Raw genomic sequence first — 15244 nt, 5'->3', positions numbered from 1 at the left:
CCAGGGTATTTGCCCGAGCGCAAGGCAAGAAAAAAGGAGCCATGAAAGGCTCCTTTATCGCTGTCTTCAAGCCACTTTCCGCACGAGGGAAAAGTGGTGGGCGGTACAAGGATCGAACTTGTGACCCCTACCATGTCAAGGTATGGGAAGATGGGCAAAATCAATGAGTAAGACCTTCCCTATCCGTCCTTCCACATCTTTTGGAATCAGATACTTACCGAAAGCAAAAGGTCACTCTGGGGTCACTCAAAATGACTGAAGATCCTCGTTGCATAATCCACGACTTCGACCTTGACTACATTGACCATATAGGCGGCGAGGCGCGGGAAGCCTGGTTTCGAAAGATTGCAGTTGATGCCATGGTATCCAGCCAGACCGTCGTTGACAGAGCCGAGTCTATCGTTCCTTGGTTTGGCCAGCCCGGTATCTACTTCTTGGTGAAGGATGGGAAGGTCGTTTATGTGGGTCAATCGGGCTCGATCAGCTTTCGAATCAAGCAACACCTTGAGACAAAGGGTCGATTCGACGCGATCAGTGTCCTTCTAGGCATACCTAAATGGGCACAAACGGTTATCGAATACGCCTCTACATTAGGGCTTGGCGTCCAGCCTGGAACAAAGATCTAAGGGGCTCTGGAAGTCTCAACTCCTACGATTGGCTGGATGAAATAGCCAGAGGGCTTGACGCCTCGGCAGTCCTGAGTCACTGACCATGACAACCCTCATGCGGCATCCGATGCCTCCCCTTGGCCTTGGCAATCCGCTGGTGATTGGCCTCGGCCCAGCGCTCCACGAACTTCTTCGCCAGGGCCTCGGTGGCTACCCGGGCCCCGAAGCTGTGCTCGTCATCCACCCCATGCGGGAAGATGGCGATACGCCAAGGGTCCACAGGCCACGCCGTCGAGGTCACGTAAGCAAAGGCTACCCCATCCCACTCGGCGAAGTAGGGGGCTCCGGTGACGGACGGGGTCTTCCAGTGGACGGGCATGAGGGCATCTTACGCCCGACTATCGAACACAGTGATGTCCTTAAAGGCCGTGCCAGATGCCGAGTCAGTCACAGTGACACGGTACACAGCGGAGGCCGACGTTCCTTGTGGCGGATTTCCCGTACGGACAAAAGTCGCTGTCGAAGTGGCCGCATTGTTGACCGTGAACGTACTTCCGGATACGAACGTCCAGGCATATGAATACGGGGGCGTTCCGCCAGTCGGGAAGGCAGTCGACGAGCCGAAGGCGACGCCAGCTCCTGGGAAGCTATCACCGCTAACGTTGGCTGCTGTAACCGCCAGAGTCGTTGTCTTGGACGACCCACAGAGCTACGAGAGGCTGATGGGCAGGGCGGTGGGTACGCCGGCATTCGGGCCCGTATTCGACACCCATGCGCCGCCACGTAGGAAGGCTCCCAGTGGCGTCCCAACGGGAGCACCGAACTCGGAGTAAACCTGACTCATGCTGATGGGAGGTGAGGCTGGAAGCGTCACAGCAGCCCAGCCTTCCGCAAGACGCCCTCAAGGAACGCTACGCGCTCTAGGGCTAGACCAGCCTTATCCACGCCGAGAATGCCTTCATGGTCAGCGTGCACGTACTCAGGGGCTTCCTCCTGAACCTCTTGGGCGATAGGGCTAACGGCATACTCGCCTGATGCCTTCCACGTAAATTCAGCCAGCCGGATACCTGATAGGTCGCGTGGTTCGAAGTCGCCGATAATGTCCTTTAGGCGAGCGTCAGAAGTGGCCGTCACGATAGGTGACGATACCGACACGGTAAAGTTTGCATTGCCCGAGGCATCGATGGTGAATCGAGCACCAGCCGAAGTGTCGTATACGAAGAACGATCCATTGGCCGCTGGGCCACCACCAGACGATCCGACTGCGTAGGAATGCGCTCCGCTCGTCAGGTTGCTGAAAAGGTAACTTACCGAGTTAGTCGAACTAGCCGACTGAGTGACAGCGTTGGTATTTGCGGTGAATCCGGTGCAGGTTACCGCTGTGCAGGAGAGTGTTCCGGCAAGGCTGACGGCAGAAAGACCCTCATGGACGATCCGGTTAGCCACGGCACCGAAGTTGGCACCACCCACCTTCAGTTGGTTGTCGTTGTCGAGGCCGAGATTGACGCCAAAGGTGCCCTACCGAATGAAATTGATGTAAGCAGCCTTAGCCGATCCACCGGACACCTCGCTCTGTATCACGAGGCCCTTTACCGGATTGTTACCCGAGGCAGCGATAGTTGAGTCTGACGAGGATACGACGGCCTGAGCTGGGAACGTGACATTGCCAACGGGCCGGGAAATACCCACCTGTGTCCATACGCCGGCACCTTGGCTCCGAAAGGTCAGGATATCGCCTGCTGCGGTGGTGAGGTTCGAGCCGCCCGATAGGACGATAGATGCCGAGTTCGTTATCGTGAGAACGCCGGAAAAGGTGACCTCGCGTTTCAGTCCGGGCACCGACGTGCCAAAACTGGTAATGGTAGCTGTGCCGGTGACCGTGACAGCCTCACCATCGGACGTACCGAGATCGGTCGTCGAGGCAGAGGCGATAGATGCTGAGGACAGGGCGTTAGTGGAGCGTAGAATGGATGCCTAGGCCCGGAGGTAATCATCCAGGCTGTTGCCGATGGCATCGGAACCCGATGGGCTGTTGCTAGCCGCCAGGGTGGACAGATCCTACATCTTAGACGGGACAGGCATTGTGGACCCTCAAAATATCTTTCTGCGATTCTTCATGGGGATGCTCATTGCGCCTGCCATGGCGATCCTGCTTTACGGGACTGCTAGGCTGGTGGCAATGGGCGTAGCGAAGTGGATGCCAGAGTCAGCGTTGAAGCGGCGCCTTCTGACGGACACCGAGAGCGGAAGACTGGCCTACAAGCCCAGAAGCACCCGCCGCGACATCCGCAAGGGCTGACCTCTGCTGGGCAGTCATCTTAGCGATGATGGCCTGCGATTCTGGAGCCTGTGGGTTGGCGATAACGCCAGCCAGCTTGGCCTTGATTGTGTCGTTGGTGCCGAACAGCTTGTACAGCGTGTCGAGAGGCCGCAGGACGGTCCCAAGAAGCCCGCTGTCGGCAAGGCCAGGCAACCCCAGCCCGTTAGCTGCCTCACCCAATAGATTCTGACTGGCGAGGTTCTGGACGGTATTGGAGCCTGCTGACTTGCCCACCGAGTCTGCTACAGCCTGACGGCTAAGGTCGTCGCCAATGGTGCCGAGTAGTCCCTACTGCTGCGGAGAGAGAATCTTAGCTGCCTGCGCACCCTTCTGGCCGGTAACCTTCTGTGCAATCTGGTCAAGTTGTGAGAGTGAATTGTTGAACGTCGTTGGTGCGGCAACTTGATTTCCAAAGGCATCCTTATTGCCCTTCTCGACCTTGGCGAGTAGCCCCTGAAGGATCTGCTACTGGTTGATGGGTCCGCTAGCCGCTTTATAGGCATCCTTGGCAGCGATGTAGTCCGGGGCAATCTTGCCAATCTCACCAATGAGGTCGTTCTGAGTTTTTTGCACAGACGCCTTCGACACATTCTCAAACCCCGGCTTACCTGCCGAGTTAGCGATATTGTCTAGAGCCATTTTTACGTAATGGAGCCCCTGCGTAGAGCTAAGCGCGTCGCCGATATCCTGATCGTTTTCTGCGGCAAGGCCCTTCGCCATATCCACCGCCTTTTGCATGGATGGGCGTTCGGCCAGCTTCAAAAGATCCGGACTAGGCTGGATGGGAGCATCCGTCACTGCCTGCGAGTAAAGCTGGTTCGCCGTTTGGGCGCGTGCCGCCTTAGCCGCTGCGACATCTGCTGGCGTACCCGCAGCGGCATCCAGAAGTCCGATGCGTGCCTGGTTGTTGCCAAGCCTCTGTTCGACGAACTGGTTCGCAATAGCGGGGTCGCTATCGGAGACGGCACGACGAAGCTGTGCAATTCCGGGGTTGCCCGTTTGCTCGGCGAGGTCCGCATTAACCCCCGGAACGGCACTAGGCGTCGCCCGCTTGGCAGCGTCACCACCGAAGCGACTCAGGGTATTGGCTACGATCTGATCCTGTCCACCATCGAAGAATGGGGCCAGCAATCCCTTGCCGGCACGATAGGCAGCACCAACCACGTTAGACGCCGTCTGGCCCAGAAGGCCAGCTCCCGCACCGATGCCCGTATTCAGGGCGCGACTACCTTCACCCTACCCCGTCGCAAGCGGCTGTACGGCACCCATGACTGCGCCTGTGGCCGCTGCGCCGCCGTAGCCTGCCGGTACTACGCTACCAGCCACACCGGCGCCTTTGAGCAGCGTACCGCCGAGTAGGCCGAGGCCGACGTTTCCAGCTATGGCTCCGGCTAGACCAGCCTTGGTATGCATAAGGGGCGCATCTGTGGCGTTCGTATCCGCCTGGTCTGCCTTTAGGCTGTCGTATGCGCTAGAGAATGGCTTTGGAGCCCAGTCAGGAGCGAGGCTGTGTCGCTCCAAAAAGGCAGGTATAGCGATTGCGGCCTATTTTGCGCCACGAATTGTATCAAGGGTTGTTTTCCCAGCCGCTGCTCCGAAGTTCTGAAGGTCTGTCCCAAGTCCGTTAGCTGCCGGTGCTCCGTTATCCGGTGCATTCGCATCGATCAGATGATAGAGGCCAGCCTTTTTGTAAAACTCCGTGGGATCTGCGTCTGGGTAGTATTTCTGGCGGATGGCGGACGCCAGCTTACCATCCGGAACATCGGCATATTGTGGGTACTGCTGTCGAATGTCATCGAGTATCGTCACAGGCCAAGTCCAAGCGGGTCTTTCTGATTGAGGTTGATAGTGCCTCCGCTAACTGCCGGAACAGACGGTGATGCGCCATCACCACCTGAGAACTTGTCAAACAGCTTTTTGGCCCTCGGGTCGATGACCTGAATACTCTTGGAGCCGTAGCCTAGGGCCTGGTCAGCCTGATCCTGTAGAGCCTGTAGACGGCCTAGGACAAGCTTCGCAGCCTCCTGGTGTGCAGCCTTGAGTGCATCATCGCCATTACTGTCGGCGAATATTTGGCGATTGTGTTCACGGTCACCTAATGCGCTATTGCCACCTGCGAAAGTCTTTGCTAGTTCATCACTTACCGCACTGGAAGCTACATCGAACTTAGATAGCTTGGCTTGTCGATCACCACCAATCTTTTGCGCATACACATTCATCGGTCCGTTAACCAGCGAAGAATTAGTGTTTCCTAACTGGTCAATGGTTGTGCCGAACTCGTCAAGATGGTGAGCAAGCGTGTTCAATGACTTGATCTGCTCGCCTATCTTGCCAGAGGTAAAGTTCTGGCGAGCAGCGGCACGTGCCTTGTAGGTTCCGGCGTCAAGCGTCGGGTCTACCTGCTGGGCCACAGAAATAAGTCGCTGCCAATTAGGGTCCATGGCCTGCTTACCGGTGGGGACTGGATAGCGACCGTCAACGATGGCCTGAACACTGGCCTTGTCGGCAGGAGACAGGGAGTCCATTGTGGGAACGGCGCTCGTGTCTGCACCACCAATGCCAAGCGCACGCTTCACATCGTCATCCGTGCCGCCGTACTGCTTGATTAGGGCAACTTTCTGGGCGAAGGCGGACGCAGCCGACTGCTGAGGTGCAAATCGTCCTGCTGTAGCGATGGTCTTGTACGTCCCGTCCGGCTGCAATTCCTGGGTGACCTTGTTGTTACCCACATCGAGTTCACGAGTCGGGGCAATGCTGAGGTCACGCTGACCCTTCTGGATAGCCAATTGCTGGGCTTGGGTCTGAAGCTCGTTCTTATGGAGTTCAAGAGCGGCCTCCGGGTCAATCCCCGCAAGCTCCTGTGCATAGCCAGCCTGGTCGAACACAGGCTTTCCATCAGGTCCCTGTGTGACGTGCTTCAGGGCCAAATCCTGAATCTGCTGGCGACGCTGCATCTGTTGCTGCTGATCCTGCATCTACGCTTGCTGGAACTGCATCTGCTGCTGCTTGAAGCGGTCCTGCACAAGCTGCTGTCCGCCCTACTGGGCTGACTGGATGCCGCCGAGTAGGCCGCCCGAGATCGCCTGAAATGGACTGACGCCCGGCTGAGAGTTTGCCGATAGGATGGAAAGACCAGCATTGAGAAGGCCCCCATTCGCCAGTGAACTCTTGTCGCTGTCGCTAAGTCCGGGCTGATTGCCAGTGAAAATATCCTGCCATGCCATTATCGCATGCTCCCGAGAAGGCCGAGTCGAGTGTTACCGCCGATGTAACCCGATGCCCCTTGCTGGACCTGACCAAGCTGCACGGCACGAGCACGAGCCTGAAGCGGCGACTGGGTTGGCATCGTTCCCTGCGTCGGCTGAGTCGGTCCCATGCTTAGTGGGCTCGATGCCTGCGGTTGCTGACCCGGATATTGAGCCTTTTGAAGTGCCCACTGGCCGATCTTGGAGAAATCGAGTCCCTGCGTAGCGGCAGATTGTGCCTAGCCACCACCGAGTACCTGGCTGTAGTCAGTGGTTGGCTGAAACTGCTGGTACTGTTGCATCGGTGCTGCGGCCTGAGCGTTGGCGTTAGGTCCAGCCAGGCCAGAAAGAAAGTCGAAGGTTCCCATATGTCCGCCTTAGAGGTAGTAACCAGCCGCACCAACGATGCCGCCACCGATTGCGCCAATAGCCGTACCGATACCCGGGACTACGCTTCCGATTGCCGCGCCGGTGGCGGCACCTCCTAGTGCTGAAGTGGCGGCACCACCAACAGTACGGGGCTTATAGGCCGGGTTAGCTCCAGTCGTCGCCGATCCAGCAAAGTTTCCAGAAATCGAGTTAAGCGCGTTGCCGTAGTTCGCAAGCTGTTGCTGACCGTAACCGTAGTTCTTCTGATACCAGTCGTTGTAGTCCTGATTGATACCGCCCTGGTTGTAGTCCTGATAGACCTGTCCAAGGTTTGCTAGCTGGCCGTTGTACTGGGCCTGTAGGGCACTTGCGCCGTTTAGGGCATTGGATGCGCCAAGGATGTTCTGGCTGTTGTTCTGCGATGCCGCTAGCTGGTTCTGGAAGCCCTGCTGCCAGCGATCCGCCTGGTTGTTGTAATCGGTATAGCGCAGGTTGTCCGTGTTCGTTGCAAGGCTCTGTGCGAGCTGCTGCTGGCTGGCCGTAGACGCCTGCTGCATGGCAGACCCACCGAACGCACCGCCCTGTGCGAACTGGGTCGGAAGCTGTACGCCCGCACCCTGAAGGTACGAGTTGGTGATATCCCGGTTGGAGTCACCGACGACCTTGTCAAGGTACTGGTTCGGACCAGCATACGGGCTAGCCTGAGCGGCGACATTCTGACTTCCGCCGACAATATTGTTGAGCGCCGCCTATTGACCGCCATTTCCCAGCGCACCCCAGTAGGAGTTGACGGTGGCAAGTTGCTGCTGATCTGAAGGTGCTGCGTTTAGCTGACCCTGGTAGGACTGGTAAGGAAGTGCGTTCTATGCCTATGTCTGGTTGATGAACTACGTATAGTCCTGGGTCAACCAGGCCGGAAGTTCCGTCTTGGTCGTGGTGGTGGTGTTCTTCGGGGTGCTGCTTCCGCCGCCCATATCAGTTGACCTCGTACCAAGAATGAAGTTTCGTGGCGTAGCGCTCGGGCCAGCCTTCCTGCGGAGTTGCGAATACCAGTCGCTCGAAGCCGGCTGCTTGCTGGACAGCTTTTGAAATCTCGATGCCGTAATGCCCCGTAGTCGGCTCTGTCGTATAGCCGAGCCACAGGTTCAGGGCGGGCATTTTTTCGTATGGGAACATGTGCGGAACGACGATAGAGAAACCGGCATACTCGCCCGACACCTTGTTAACGATATAGGCGGCAGCATGTCCCGATACAAGCGCGTGATAGACATCCTCGGCAATGTAGGGCTCGTGGTTCGTCTCTATGATCTACCGAATGCCAGGCGAAATAATGGGCCATGCGGACCGGATATCGGCCACGTATGCATAGTTCATCATGCCGTCTGAGGTGGTGCCTGCGAGTTGAGGAAGCATTAGTTGCCTGTCAGTGTGCGTACGGGTAGCCAAGTGCCGGGAGTGCCGGCTACGGTGCAGCGCCATCCGTGAACGAGATATTTCGATCCTGCCGTGCCTAGCTCGGAAGGCGCCGAGTTCAGTACGAAGTCACCCACAGCATTCTGTCCCTGCGTTGGGATTGTCGGCTGGGCGTTGTAGACCGCTGCCGCCCTTCCCTCGGTGATCAAATTGACCTACGTGGCCGTTAGCCTATAGAGGTCTGACAGCCGAAGGACGAGCTACTGAAGGTCGCCAGGAAGCGTGGGATTCTGCTGAAGCTTCATTCGGGTGTCGTCGGCATGATTTCAGGCGTATATCCATTGATGACCACCGTACCCGTCCAGTCCATGCGTATGCGGTGCCAGCGAGCATCCCTGTGGAAGTCGAATCGTCCGTTAGTTTGGGGGATCGTTGAGTCCTGAACCGGTGCAACACCGAAGTCGTAGCGGTAGAAGTTAGTGCCTGTAGCGGCAGTCGGGCTGGTTCGATAGCGAGGCGTGACGCGTCTAAGAAGGGAGTAGTTCGTCTCGTCGCCTATATCACCGGTGACGATATAGGATGCACCCGGAACACCTGTCAGGCTGTAGAGCTTATGGTCCGTGCTGATAACCCCCGGAACCGTGTTGTCGGCGATCCAGAACGGCGAGTCATAGGCGATATTTGGCAGGTTGTCGTAGGTGCTATAGAGCGTTCCAAGACCATCGTATGTGACGTTCCCCGACGAGTACTGAATCACCGCCTCGATGGACCGGGCGAACTTCCCCCATTGGTTCGTGCGGATGTTGTAGACCACGCACAGATCACAGATGCCGGTAGATGCCGTGCTAGGGAAGTACCAATACACCAGATCTCGCGTAAGGTCTGCGCCGCCCTTGATATTCGACCGCTGCGACCCGTTTAGGTTGGTGAAGAACCACTCGCGGATCGGGGCACCGATGGACCTTGGGACCGTACCGTCGTAGACGAAGAAGTCATTCGGTCCGACGAAGAAATGGCTCGCGGCCACGACCACGACCGCCTCTTGACCGGAGCAGCCAATCTCGCCGGGAATCCTCTGCCACTGCCATATAACCGGTGGGCCCGCGAACTGGCCTCGGTACATGGATTTCTCCTTGTAAGCCACCACATCAGCGCCGAATTCACGAGCTGCGGTGATTGGGCCCGGAGCATCTACCAAGCGCCCATTGGCCGCCTGAGATCCGACTGTGGGTGTCCAGGCCGTCTAGTCGAACAGGTTTGAGCACCACCATCCGTCGGGCTGATCACCGTAGCTTCCCGTTTGGTCCGACCAGTTAAAGGCCATGACGAAGTTGGATGCTGAGCAGATGATGGCGGCAGCGGGTGCTGTTGGGATGTCGGCGAACACTCCCGAGGGGGCAGCCTACTGAATACGCTGCGCACGGTTGGTCGCCAGGACATTGCTTCCGAACATGGTGAATCGCCACGGAGAAAGCCCTGTATAGGCTCCAGCCACTCGTGTACGGTCCACCCACGCTCCGCCCGATATATCCCAAAGCTTTGCTGTCGTACCAGCTACGATGCGCTTAGTGCCGTCTAGCAACGTGCCAACGTAGGCACCCTTGCAGGCGCTATCCAGTGCGGCAAGGCCAGCGTCAACGAGGCTATTCCCCGCTGCGAATCCTTTGGTCGTCGGGATGATGTTATCGCAATCCACGATAACGCCCGGTGTCTGTGGATCGGTGTCCGGACCAAAGCCAATGAAGGGAGTGGCACTCACGGCGTCTGAATATCCATGCGCTGACGTGGAGACGGTGAGTAACGAACGTAGTCGTCCTGCTTCTGAAGACCCGCAAGTGCCGTCTGATAGCCAACGCCAAATAGCTGCGTGCGGGAGTCGTCACGCATGTATACCGATGCCTCCAAGAGCGTGGCGTATAGGTAGAGGCTCGGGTCGTCCTGAATGAGCCAGTTCTGGGTATTCGTCGTCGATAGCGAAGGTACGCCCGCGAAGTAAACCATGCGGTAGCTATAATCGTCGCTTCCTATGACGTTCAGGGTGTTATTGGTGATGTAGTACCCGGTAGGACATACACGGTTGTCGCCGTTAAGCGACTGCTAAGGTGGGACTGGATCAAGCTCACGCTCGTACCCACCGAAGCTGATGATGAATGCCTGCATCTGCCGAAAGTCGGAGGGCAGCGCTACCTATCCGCCCACGGTGGTTCCCGATAGGACGGTTTGCTGCGGAGCCGTACGAAGGTCTCGATTGATCCTCGTCTCGGCAAGCTGAATGAAGTCAGGGATGCGCGGTGCCAGGTCGGCACGAGCAAGCCAGTTTGTTACGGCAGCCTGCAAGGAGGCATAGTCGTTAATCACTTGTTGCCTACCCGGCCCTGGTACACGCGAAACGGAGCGTTCTGCGGGTCATTCAGAAAGTCGGCCTGAACCTGCGGATCGCGCATGAAGTCACGCCACAATACGCCCTTACGGTTGCACCAGTCTTCGCAGATCCACGCGTCCACATGGGCGAGAACCTTGATGTCCTCATCACCTGTCTAGCCGGCCTCACGCTGCTCACGGCAGGCGTCGGCGAGCTGCTTGATCTGGCTCGTCTGCACGATGGCATAGTCAACCATCGTCTTGTTATCGACTGCTACGAGTTGGCGTTCCATGTGTCTCTCCGTAAAGTGGGGAGAGGCCGAAGCCTCTCCCCGTTGCTAAGCTGACCGTATTAGTTACCGGTCGCCGTCAGATCACGCACCGCGGCCAGGGTCGATTCCTGGCGAACCACGAGCGTGACTTCCGTACGGATCTGCCAGTTCTTGGCATCACCGGTCGTCGCAAGCTGTTCGGATTCGAACGGACGGAGCTGACCTAGGGCCAGCTTGTCGAAGTCGACCAGGTAAGCCGTGTTGATGAGGCCCGCCGAGCCCGCACCCATGACGCGGTTCGGGACAACCTTGCTGACACCGAAGTCGTGACCATAGAACGTGAACGCGGTCTGGACGATGACGTCATTCGGGTTGAGCGACTTGGAGACACCGCCCTACATGGCGACCTCGTTGGTACGCTGGACAGCCGCACCGAAGGTGGAGAACTTCGCCTTGTGGGCCGGGCTGACCAAGAACACCGCCGCGTCGCCACCGTTGCTGTACGCACCGAGGATGACGGCCTTGGCCGAGGCTTCCACGAACGGACGCAGCGTACCCAGGGTCGGGGCCGTGTTCGTCTGCGGGTTGGGAGCCACGCCACCGACGCCGAAGTCGTTGTTGGTCGCTACGAAGCCGTACAGGCCACGCATCTGACCAGCGACACCGGAAGTTCCGGTCACCGAAGCACCGTTGCCGATGGCGGCAGCCTCGATATCGCGCTTGAGTTCGACCATTTTCTTGGTCTTCAGGCGGGCGATTTCCGAGCTACGACCGTACTTGCGAACCGCCTCAGCCGTATTAGACACCGAAAGCGTGTCCTGAATGATCTGGGTGCGGTTGTTGTACTGACCCGGCTGGGCCTACGCGGCGTAGGTCGCATCCGCACCTTCGATGGAGGCATTGGAGGCGTTCGGCGAGCGGTACGTGTCGGCAGTCCACTCGTCGAACACGTTCTCGACCTTGATACGGTCGATAGCCGAGGTCAGCGGGGAGTCCGAAGGACGGAAGTTGTAGATCTTGTCCTCGACGTCTTCCGCAACGCGGATGACACTCGGGGTGATAAGGGTATTTGCGGGCATTTCAGTTTCCTAAGAGGTTAGATGCCGCGCTCAAGGGCGAAACCGGCCAGCGCATCCAGGGAATTAGGATTGCGTCGGTAGTTGTCGGCTGCCTTCATAGCGCCAGCGGATTTCTCGGGCTTTCCAGCCGTGCCAGGTTTGACGGGTTTTGCCGGGATCGCCGGGGGTTTCGTCACTTCCGTGGCTTTGGCCTTCGCAGCCTGTGCTTTGTCCCAGAGAGCCGCCTTGCGGGCGACGATCAGGGCACGTGGGTCAATCAGTTCTTTAAGCTCGTCATGGGTGTAACCCGCGTCTACGAGCGCATTGGCGATATCCGTCGATTCCGCCTTACGCTTGCCGGGGTCTTTCCATTCGGGGAGGCGATCCAGCAACGTTTCCTCCGCCAGTCGAAGCGATTCGGCGCGGGCTTTCGCCTGCTCGTTGATCGCGTACTCCTGCGTGGCCTGTCGGTGGGCCTCAATCTGCCCAAGAAGGGCCTGTCGCTGTGCCATCTGCTCTTTGACACGCAGATAGCCGTGCGGGTCCGTCTCAAGCAATCCTGCAAGCTTCGCCTGATCACCAACGTACTCCTGATAAAGCGCTGCCCCGAGCACATTTAGCGAGTTGACTCGACTTTCGAGTTCCTGCTTGACCTGTGCCCGCTCAGCCTGCGCCGCTCGGGTTAGTTCCGCTGCCTCTTGCGTCTTGCGTGTGTAGTCCTGCTGCCGCTGGTAGCCATTGATGGCCTCTTCGAGGGTGATTTCGTGCTCTTCACCCTGGATGCTCACCTTGACCTTCTTGGCCTTCCAGCTTTCGTCCTCGTTGGTCTTGTCGGTGTCCTTTGCTGAATCGTCTGTGGCCTCGTCAGCGGCTTTCTGCACTTCTTCCGTGTCTGCGTCCGTATCTTCGTGGCCCTCCTGGCTCTGATCGCCTTCTGCGCCCTCCTAGGCGGCCTCGTCCTTCTCGCTCTCGTCCATCATTCCAGCGATATCAAGCAGGCTGTGCTCCGTTTCCGGTTGGCCGCCCTCGTGTGTAAGCTCCGTTTCCGGTTGGCTCATGGGGTAAATCCTCAGTTACTTGGTGACGGTCTGCCCATCGCTCAGGCGGACCTTGAATGTGCCACGCACAACAGGTGCGGAGCCGTAGATGCCGATAAAATAGTCGGGTCCGTCGCAGGGGATAGACACGGCCGTCAGGGAGCGAGGCTTGTATCTGTCCTCAATCGCGTTCAGAAGCCCGTAGCACTCTTTCCAATTCGATGGGCTATCGTCGCCCTGGCAAGCTTCCCGCTCTCCATCACGGATGCCAGGTGCTGTTCCAGACGATCCAGAATCTTGCTCGACAACCACAACTTTTCGCGGCCTTCCGCGTCTCTTGCCGGTGAGTTGCGCCATTGGGTTTCAATCTCCGAGCGTACGGTGTCGAATGCCTCGCGATAGAGAGCATCCTCAAGGATGGCTTTCGCCTGGTGGCCTCGCTGGTCTTCTTTCTCAGGCGTCATTTTCGTGTGCCTCCTGATAGTCCGCATCAGCCGACGCCGTGCTGGCGTCCTTCGCGCCCATAGCTTTAGCTGCGAGGATCTTCGCCTCGGCGTTGATGCGAGCGACTTCGATGGCGGTCTGGTGAGCCAGTTGGGCCTTAGCCATCGCGAGCTGGTACTCAAGGCTGGCCTTCTCTCTTGCAAGGGTCATGTCGCTTTCTGACTGAAGCTGATTGCGCTGGGCCTCAAGCTGCGTCTCCTGCTGAGACTGCTGAGCCTGATACGCCTGCTTCATGCGCTCGACTTCCACATCGCCCTGCTGCTTCTGAGCCTGCAACTGGCCCTGCTGCTGCAACTCGGCCTGCTTGATCTGAGCGTTGGCCTGGATAGCGGCCATCTTGTGGGCATTCGGGTCAGGCGCTTGCGGAGGCGGCTGACTGGGATCGGGGGCTGTGAAGTACCGGCTGACGTCGGTCTTGCCGAGGGCTGCGGTGAGGTCTTCCAGCGTGTTATAGGCGTTCTGCGGGACAGTGAGACCGTATTGACCCGCCTGCTGCTGGATCTGCAAGAGCTGCATGGCCTGGGCCACCTGCACCTGCTTGGACTGCGTGCCGATGCCGACCGATACCACCATGTCGTAGTTGTTGGCCCACTCGCGGGGATCGACGGCGAGCCACTGGCCGTTTACCTTCACCTGTTCCTCGCGATCCTGATATTGCGTGACCATCTTCAGGATGAGGCGATACAGGCGCTTGATGCCGGTCTCGGCGAACACGCGGGCAAGAAGCTTCTGGCGGGTTGCGGCCTGGTCCATGAGCTGGCTAACGCCTTCGGAACCAATGTTCGACTTCGACAGCTCGTTACCCACTAGGCCCTGACTGAATTCCTTCACGCCAGTGCGTCCGTCGCGGACGTTCTTGAAGTACTCGATGCCCTGCATGGCCTGGGCGGCGATGGATGGCACCGTGACCTCGCGCATCATTCCGGACTGCTTGACCCGAATCGCACCGCCCGGAACCGGGTTGAGAAAGTCGTCTAGGTTGACCTGTCCTTCCACGATCTCGGTGCGCGGCGTGTTGGACAGGTAGAAGTTGTCCAGCATCTGGCGGTTGATCGCCGTCATGATCCGCTGGAGGTCTTCCACGAGGTCGTAGAACGACATACCGACCAGCTTGTAGGGCATCAGGATTGGGGTAAACAGGGCGAACGGGTGATCTTCTACAATCTCATTCTCGAAGACGACCATTCCTGCCTTGACGATGCGCCGGTACTCGGCAATCCCATCCTTGTCGAAGTCGACCAGCATGTACGCCTCGGTCAACGTCACCTTGCGCTGGCTCTTGTCGGCAGGATGGTCGTCGTAGCTGTTCACGCCATCGTAGTCGCCGCGTACGGACGCCTCAGAGGAGGAATTCGCACGTTTGTCCTCGTACATGGACTCAACCTTTTCCTCGTCGTAGCCCATGCTCAACAGGTCGGACTTGGTGCGCTCCACGTCGTGGCCGATATAACGGACCTTCTCGATGTCCCGCGAGTCCTTGGAAATGGTGATTTCCTCGGGAGGCACACCACAGACGACGAACTTGTCCTTGCGCTGCTTGACACGAACCGTGACGTCATAGGTAGGCGGAGCGGGCTGAAACTGACCCGGTGCCACCTCTACGGGCTGAGCGTCCGCCTATGGGGCGCTGGCTGCGACTGAGACGACCTCCATCGAGTCATCGCCCTTGATCGCCTCAAGGTCCATGTCCGACTGGTTGGTCAGCTTCTACTCGCGGACATCCCACGAGCGATCACAGTAAGCCTTGACGACGCCCATACGGGTAATCAGAGACGACTTGATGGCGTCGTGCAGGATGGTGAACCCAGGGTTCTTGCGATGCAGGACGTAGCCGCAATACCGCGTGGCGTCCTTGCAGTTCTTTTCCTCGGACGGACCTGAAGGCTCAAAGGCCACGACATCGTCTGTGGAGGCGAACATTTCCATGAGACCAGGCATCGTCCACTCGACGACGTCCATTAGCTCCTTGGAAACGACACGACTGCGACCCTCTACCTCGGGCGGGGCAAGCTCACCTACGGCCTCGCCCTGGTAGTAGGACATCGCACGCTCGCGGT

The 15244-nt window shown here is 58.2% G+C and carries 16 protein-coding genes and 2 pseudogenes; 2 read left to right on the top strand and 16 right to left on the bottom strand.

Annotation, left to right across the window (positions count from 1 at the left end):
• Nucleotides 1–251: 251 nt before the first annotated feature.
• Nucleotides 252–626 carry a hypothetical protein gene (locus VM621_RS10635; protein ID WP_325468937.1) on the top strand — a complete coding sequence of 125 codons (375 nt, stop codon included), beginning with the start codon at nucleotides 252–254 and terminating at the stop codon, nucleotides 624–626.
• Between the two features lie 76 nt (nucleotides 627–702).
• Here the strand turns inward: VM621_RS10635 and VM621_RS10630 are convergent, their stop codons facing one another.
• The 3 genes from VM621_RS10630 to VM621_RS19610 all read right to left on the bottom strand — a co-directional run bounded on the left by VM621_RS10630 (nucleotide 703) and on the right by VM621_RS19610 (nucleotide 1742).
• Nucleotides 703–987: a hypothetical protein gene (locus tag VM621_RS10630; protein ID WP_325468936.1), complete on the bottom strand. Its 285-nt coding sequence runs from the start codon at nucleotides 985–987 to the stop codon at nucleotides 703–705.
• Between the two features lie 9 nt (nucleotides 988–996).
• Nucleotides 997–1290 (bottom strand): PKD domain-containing protein, encoded by a 294-nt coding sequence (locus VM621_RS19615; RefSeq protein ID WP_414674528.1) that lies wholly within the window; start codon nucleotides 1288–1290, stop codon nucleotides 997–999.
• A 188-nt stretch (nucleotides 1291–1478) separates the two neighbouring features.
• A complete protein-coding gene (locus VM621_RS19610; RefSeq protein ID WP_414674527.1) occupies nucleotides 1479–1742 on the bottom strand; it encodes a tail fiber domain-containing protein in 264 nt (87 codons plus the stop codon).
• A 291-nt stretch (nucleotides 1743–2033) separates the two neighbouring features.
• On the opposite strand from VM621_RS19610, the gene VM621_RS10625 reads away from it, so the two are divergent.
• Nucleotides 2034–2231, top strand: coding sequence for a hypothetical protein (locus VM621_RS10625; protein ID WP_325468935.1), 198 nt, complete (start codon nucleotides 2034–2036; stop codon nucleotides 2229–2231).
• Between the two features lie 583 nt (nucleotides 2232–2814).
• Here the strand turns inward: VM621_RS10625 and VM621_RS10620 are convergent.
• From VM621_RS10620 to VM621_RS10570, 13 genes and pseudogenes are all read right to left on the bottom strand, one after another.
• Nucleotides 2815–3162, bottom strand: coding sequence for a hypothetical protein (locus tag VM621_RS10620; protein ID WP_325468934.1), 348 nt, complete (start codon nucleotides 3160–3162; stop codon nucleotides 2815–2817).
• Nucleotides 3163–3393: 231 nt separating this feature from the next.
• A complete protein-coding gene (locus VM621_RS10615) occupies nucleotides 3394–4092 on the bottom strand; it encodes a hypothetical protein (protein ID WP_325468933.1) in 699 nt (232 codons plus the stop codon).
• Between the two features lie 381 nt (nucleotides 4093–4473).
• Nucleotides 4474–4737, bottom strand: a complete 264-nt coding sequence (locus VM621_RS10610; protein WP_325468932.1) for a hypothetical protein — start codon at nucleotides 4735–4737, stop codon at nucleotides 4474–4476.
• A complete protein-coding gene (locus VM621_RS10605) occupies nucleotides 4734–5903 on the bottom strand; it encodes a hypothetical protein (RefSeq protein ID WP_325468931.1) in 1170 nt (389 codons plus the stop codon). Before VM621_RS10605 ends, VM621_RS10610 begins: the two co-directional genes overlap by 4 nt.
• Before the next feature lie 647 nt (nucleotides 5904–6550).
• Nucleotides 6551–7099 carry a hypothetical protein gene (locus VM621_RS10600; protein WP_325468930.1) on the bottom strand — a complete coding sequence of 183 codons (549 nt, stop codon included), beginning with the start codon at nucleotides 7097–7099 and terminating at the stop codon, nucleotides 6551–6553.
• Nucleotides 7100–7517: 418 nt separating this feature from the next.
• Nucleotides 7518–7760 carry a hypothetical protein gene (locus VM621_RS10595; protein WP_325468929.1) on the bottom strand — a complete coding sequence of 81 codons (243 nt, stop codon included), beginning with the start codon at nucleotides 7758–7760 and terminating at the stop codon, nucleotides 7518–7520.
• Nucleotides 7761–8256: 496 nt separating this feature from the next.
• A complete protein-coding gene (locus VM621_RS10590) occupies nucleotides 8257–9078 on the bottom strand; it encodes a hypothetical protein (RefSeq protein ID WP_325468928.1) in 822 nt (273 codons plus the stop codon).
• A 632-nt stretch (nucleotides 9079–9710) separates the two neighbouring features.
• The gene (locus tag VM621_RS19690; protein WP_422655586.1) at nucleotides 9711–9983 is read right to left on the bottom strand and encodes a phage adaptor protein; all 273 of its coding nucleotides are present in this window, start codon (nucleotides 9981–9983) and stop codon (nucleotides 9711–9713) included.
• Between the two features lie 159 nt (nucleotides 9984–10142).
• Complete coding sequence (locus VM621_RS19685; protein ID WP_422655583.1) at nucleotides 10143–10313, bottom strand: phage adaptor protein; 171 nt, start codon at nucleotides 10311–10313, stop codon at nucleotides 10143–10145.
• 355 nt (nucleotides 10314–10668) lie between these two features.
• A pseudogene (locus VM621_RS10585) lies at nucleotides 10669–11667 on the bottom strand (SU10 major capsid protein).
• A gap of 17 nt (nucleotides 11668–11684) precedes the next feature.
• Entirely contained in the window at nucleotides 11685–12527 is an 843-nt protein-coding gene (locus VM621_RS10580) for a hypothetical protein (RefSeq protein WP_325468927.1), read from the bottom strand.
• Between the two features lie 347 nt (nucleotides 12528–12874).
• Nucleotides 12875–13147 carry a hypothetical protein gene (locus tag VM621_RS10575; RefSeq protein ID WP_325468926.1) on the bottom strand — a complete coding sequence of 91 codons (273 nt, stop codon included), beginning with the start codon at nucleotides 13145–13147 and terminating at the stop codon, nucleotides 12875–12877.
• A pseudogene (locus VM621_RS10570) lies at nucleotides 13137–15233 on the bottom strand (portal protein); the annotation flags it as partial. The pseudogene VM621_RS10570 and the gene VM621_RS10575, both read right to left, overlap by 11 nt.
• Nucleotides 15234–15244: the final 11 nt, after the last annotated feature.

The sequence above is a fragment of the Luteibacter sp. genome, assembly GCF_035539195.1.
Lineage (GTDB): Bacteria > Pseudomonadota > Gammaproteobacteria > Xanthomonadales > Rhodanobacteraceae > Luteibacter.
This window is presented reverse-complemented; position numbering and strand designations above follow the sequence as displayed.

Excerpts from the sequence above, each read along its gene's own strand:
- VM621_RS10635 (WP_325468937.1), top strand. The coding sequence starts at position 252 with ATGACTGAAGATCCTCGTTGCATAATCCACGACTTCGACCTTGACTAC.
- VM621_RS10630 (WP_325468936.1), bottom strand. The coding sequence starts at position 987 with ATGCCCGTCCACTGGAAGACCCCGTCCGTCACCGGAGCCCCCTACTTC.
- VM621_RS10625 (WP_325468935.1), top strand. The coding sequence starts at position 2,034 with ATGGACGATCCGGTTAGCCACGGCACCGAAGTTGGCACCACCCACCTT.
- VM621_RS10605 (WP_325468931.1), bottom strand. The coding sequence starts at position 5,903 with ATGCAGGATCAGCAGCAACAGATGCAGCGTCGCCAGCAGATTCAGGAT.
- VM621_RS10600 (WP_325468930.1), bottom strand. The coding sequence starts at position 7,099 with ATGCAGCAGGCGTCTACGGCCAGCCAGCAGCAGCTCGCACAGAGCCTT.
- VM621_RS10590 (WP_325468928.1), bottom strand. The coding sequence starts at position 9,078 with ATGTACCGAGGCCAGTTCGCGGGCCCACCGGTTATATGGCAGTGGCAG.
- VM621_RS10575 (WP_325468926.1), bottom strand. The coding sequence starts at position 13,147 with ATGACGCCTGAGAAAGAAGACCAGCGAGGCCACCAGGCGAAAGCCATC.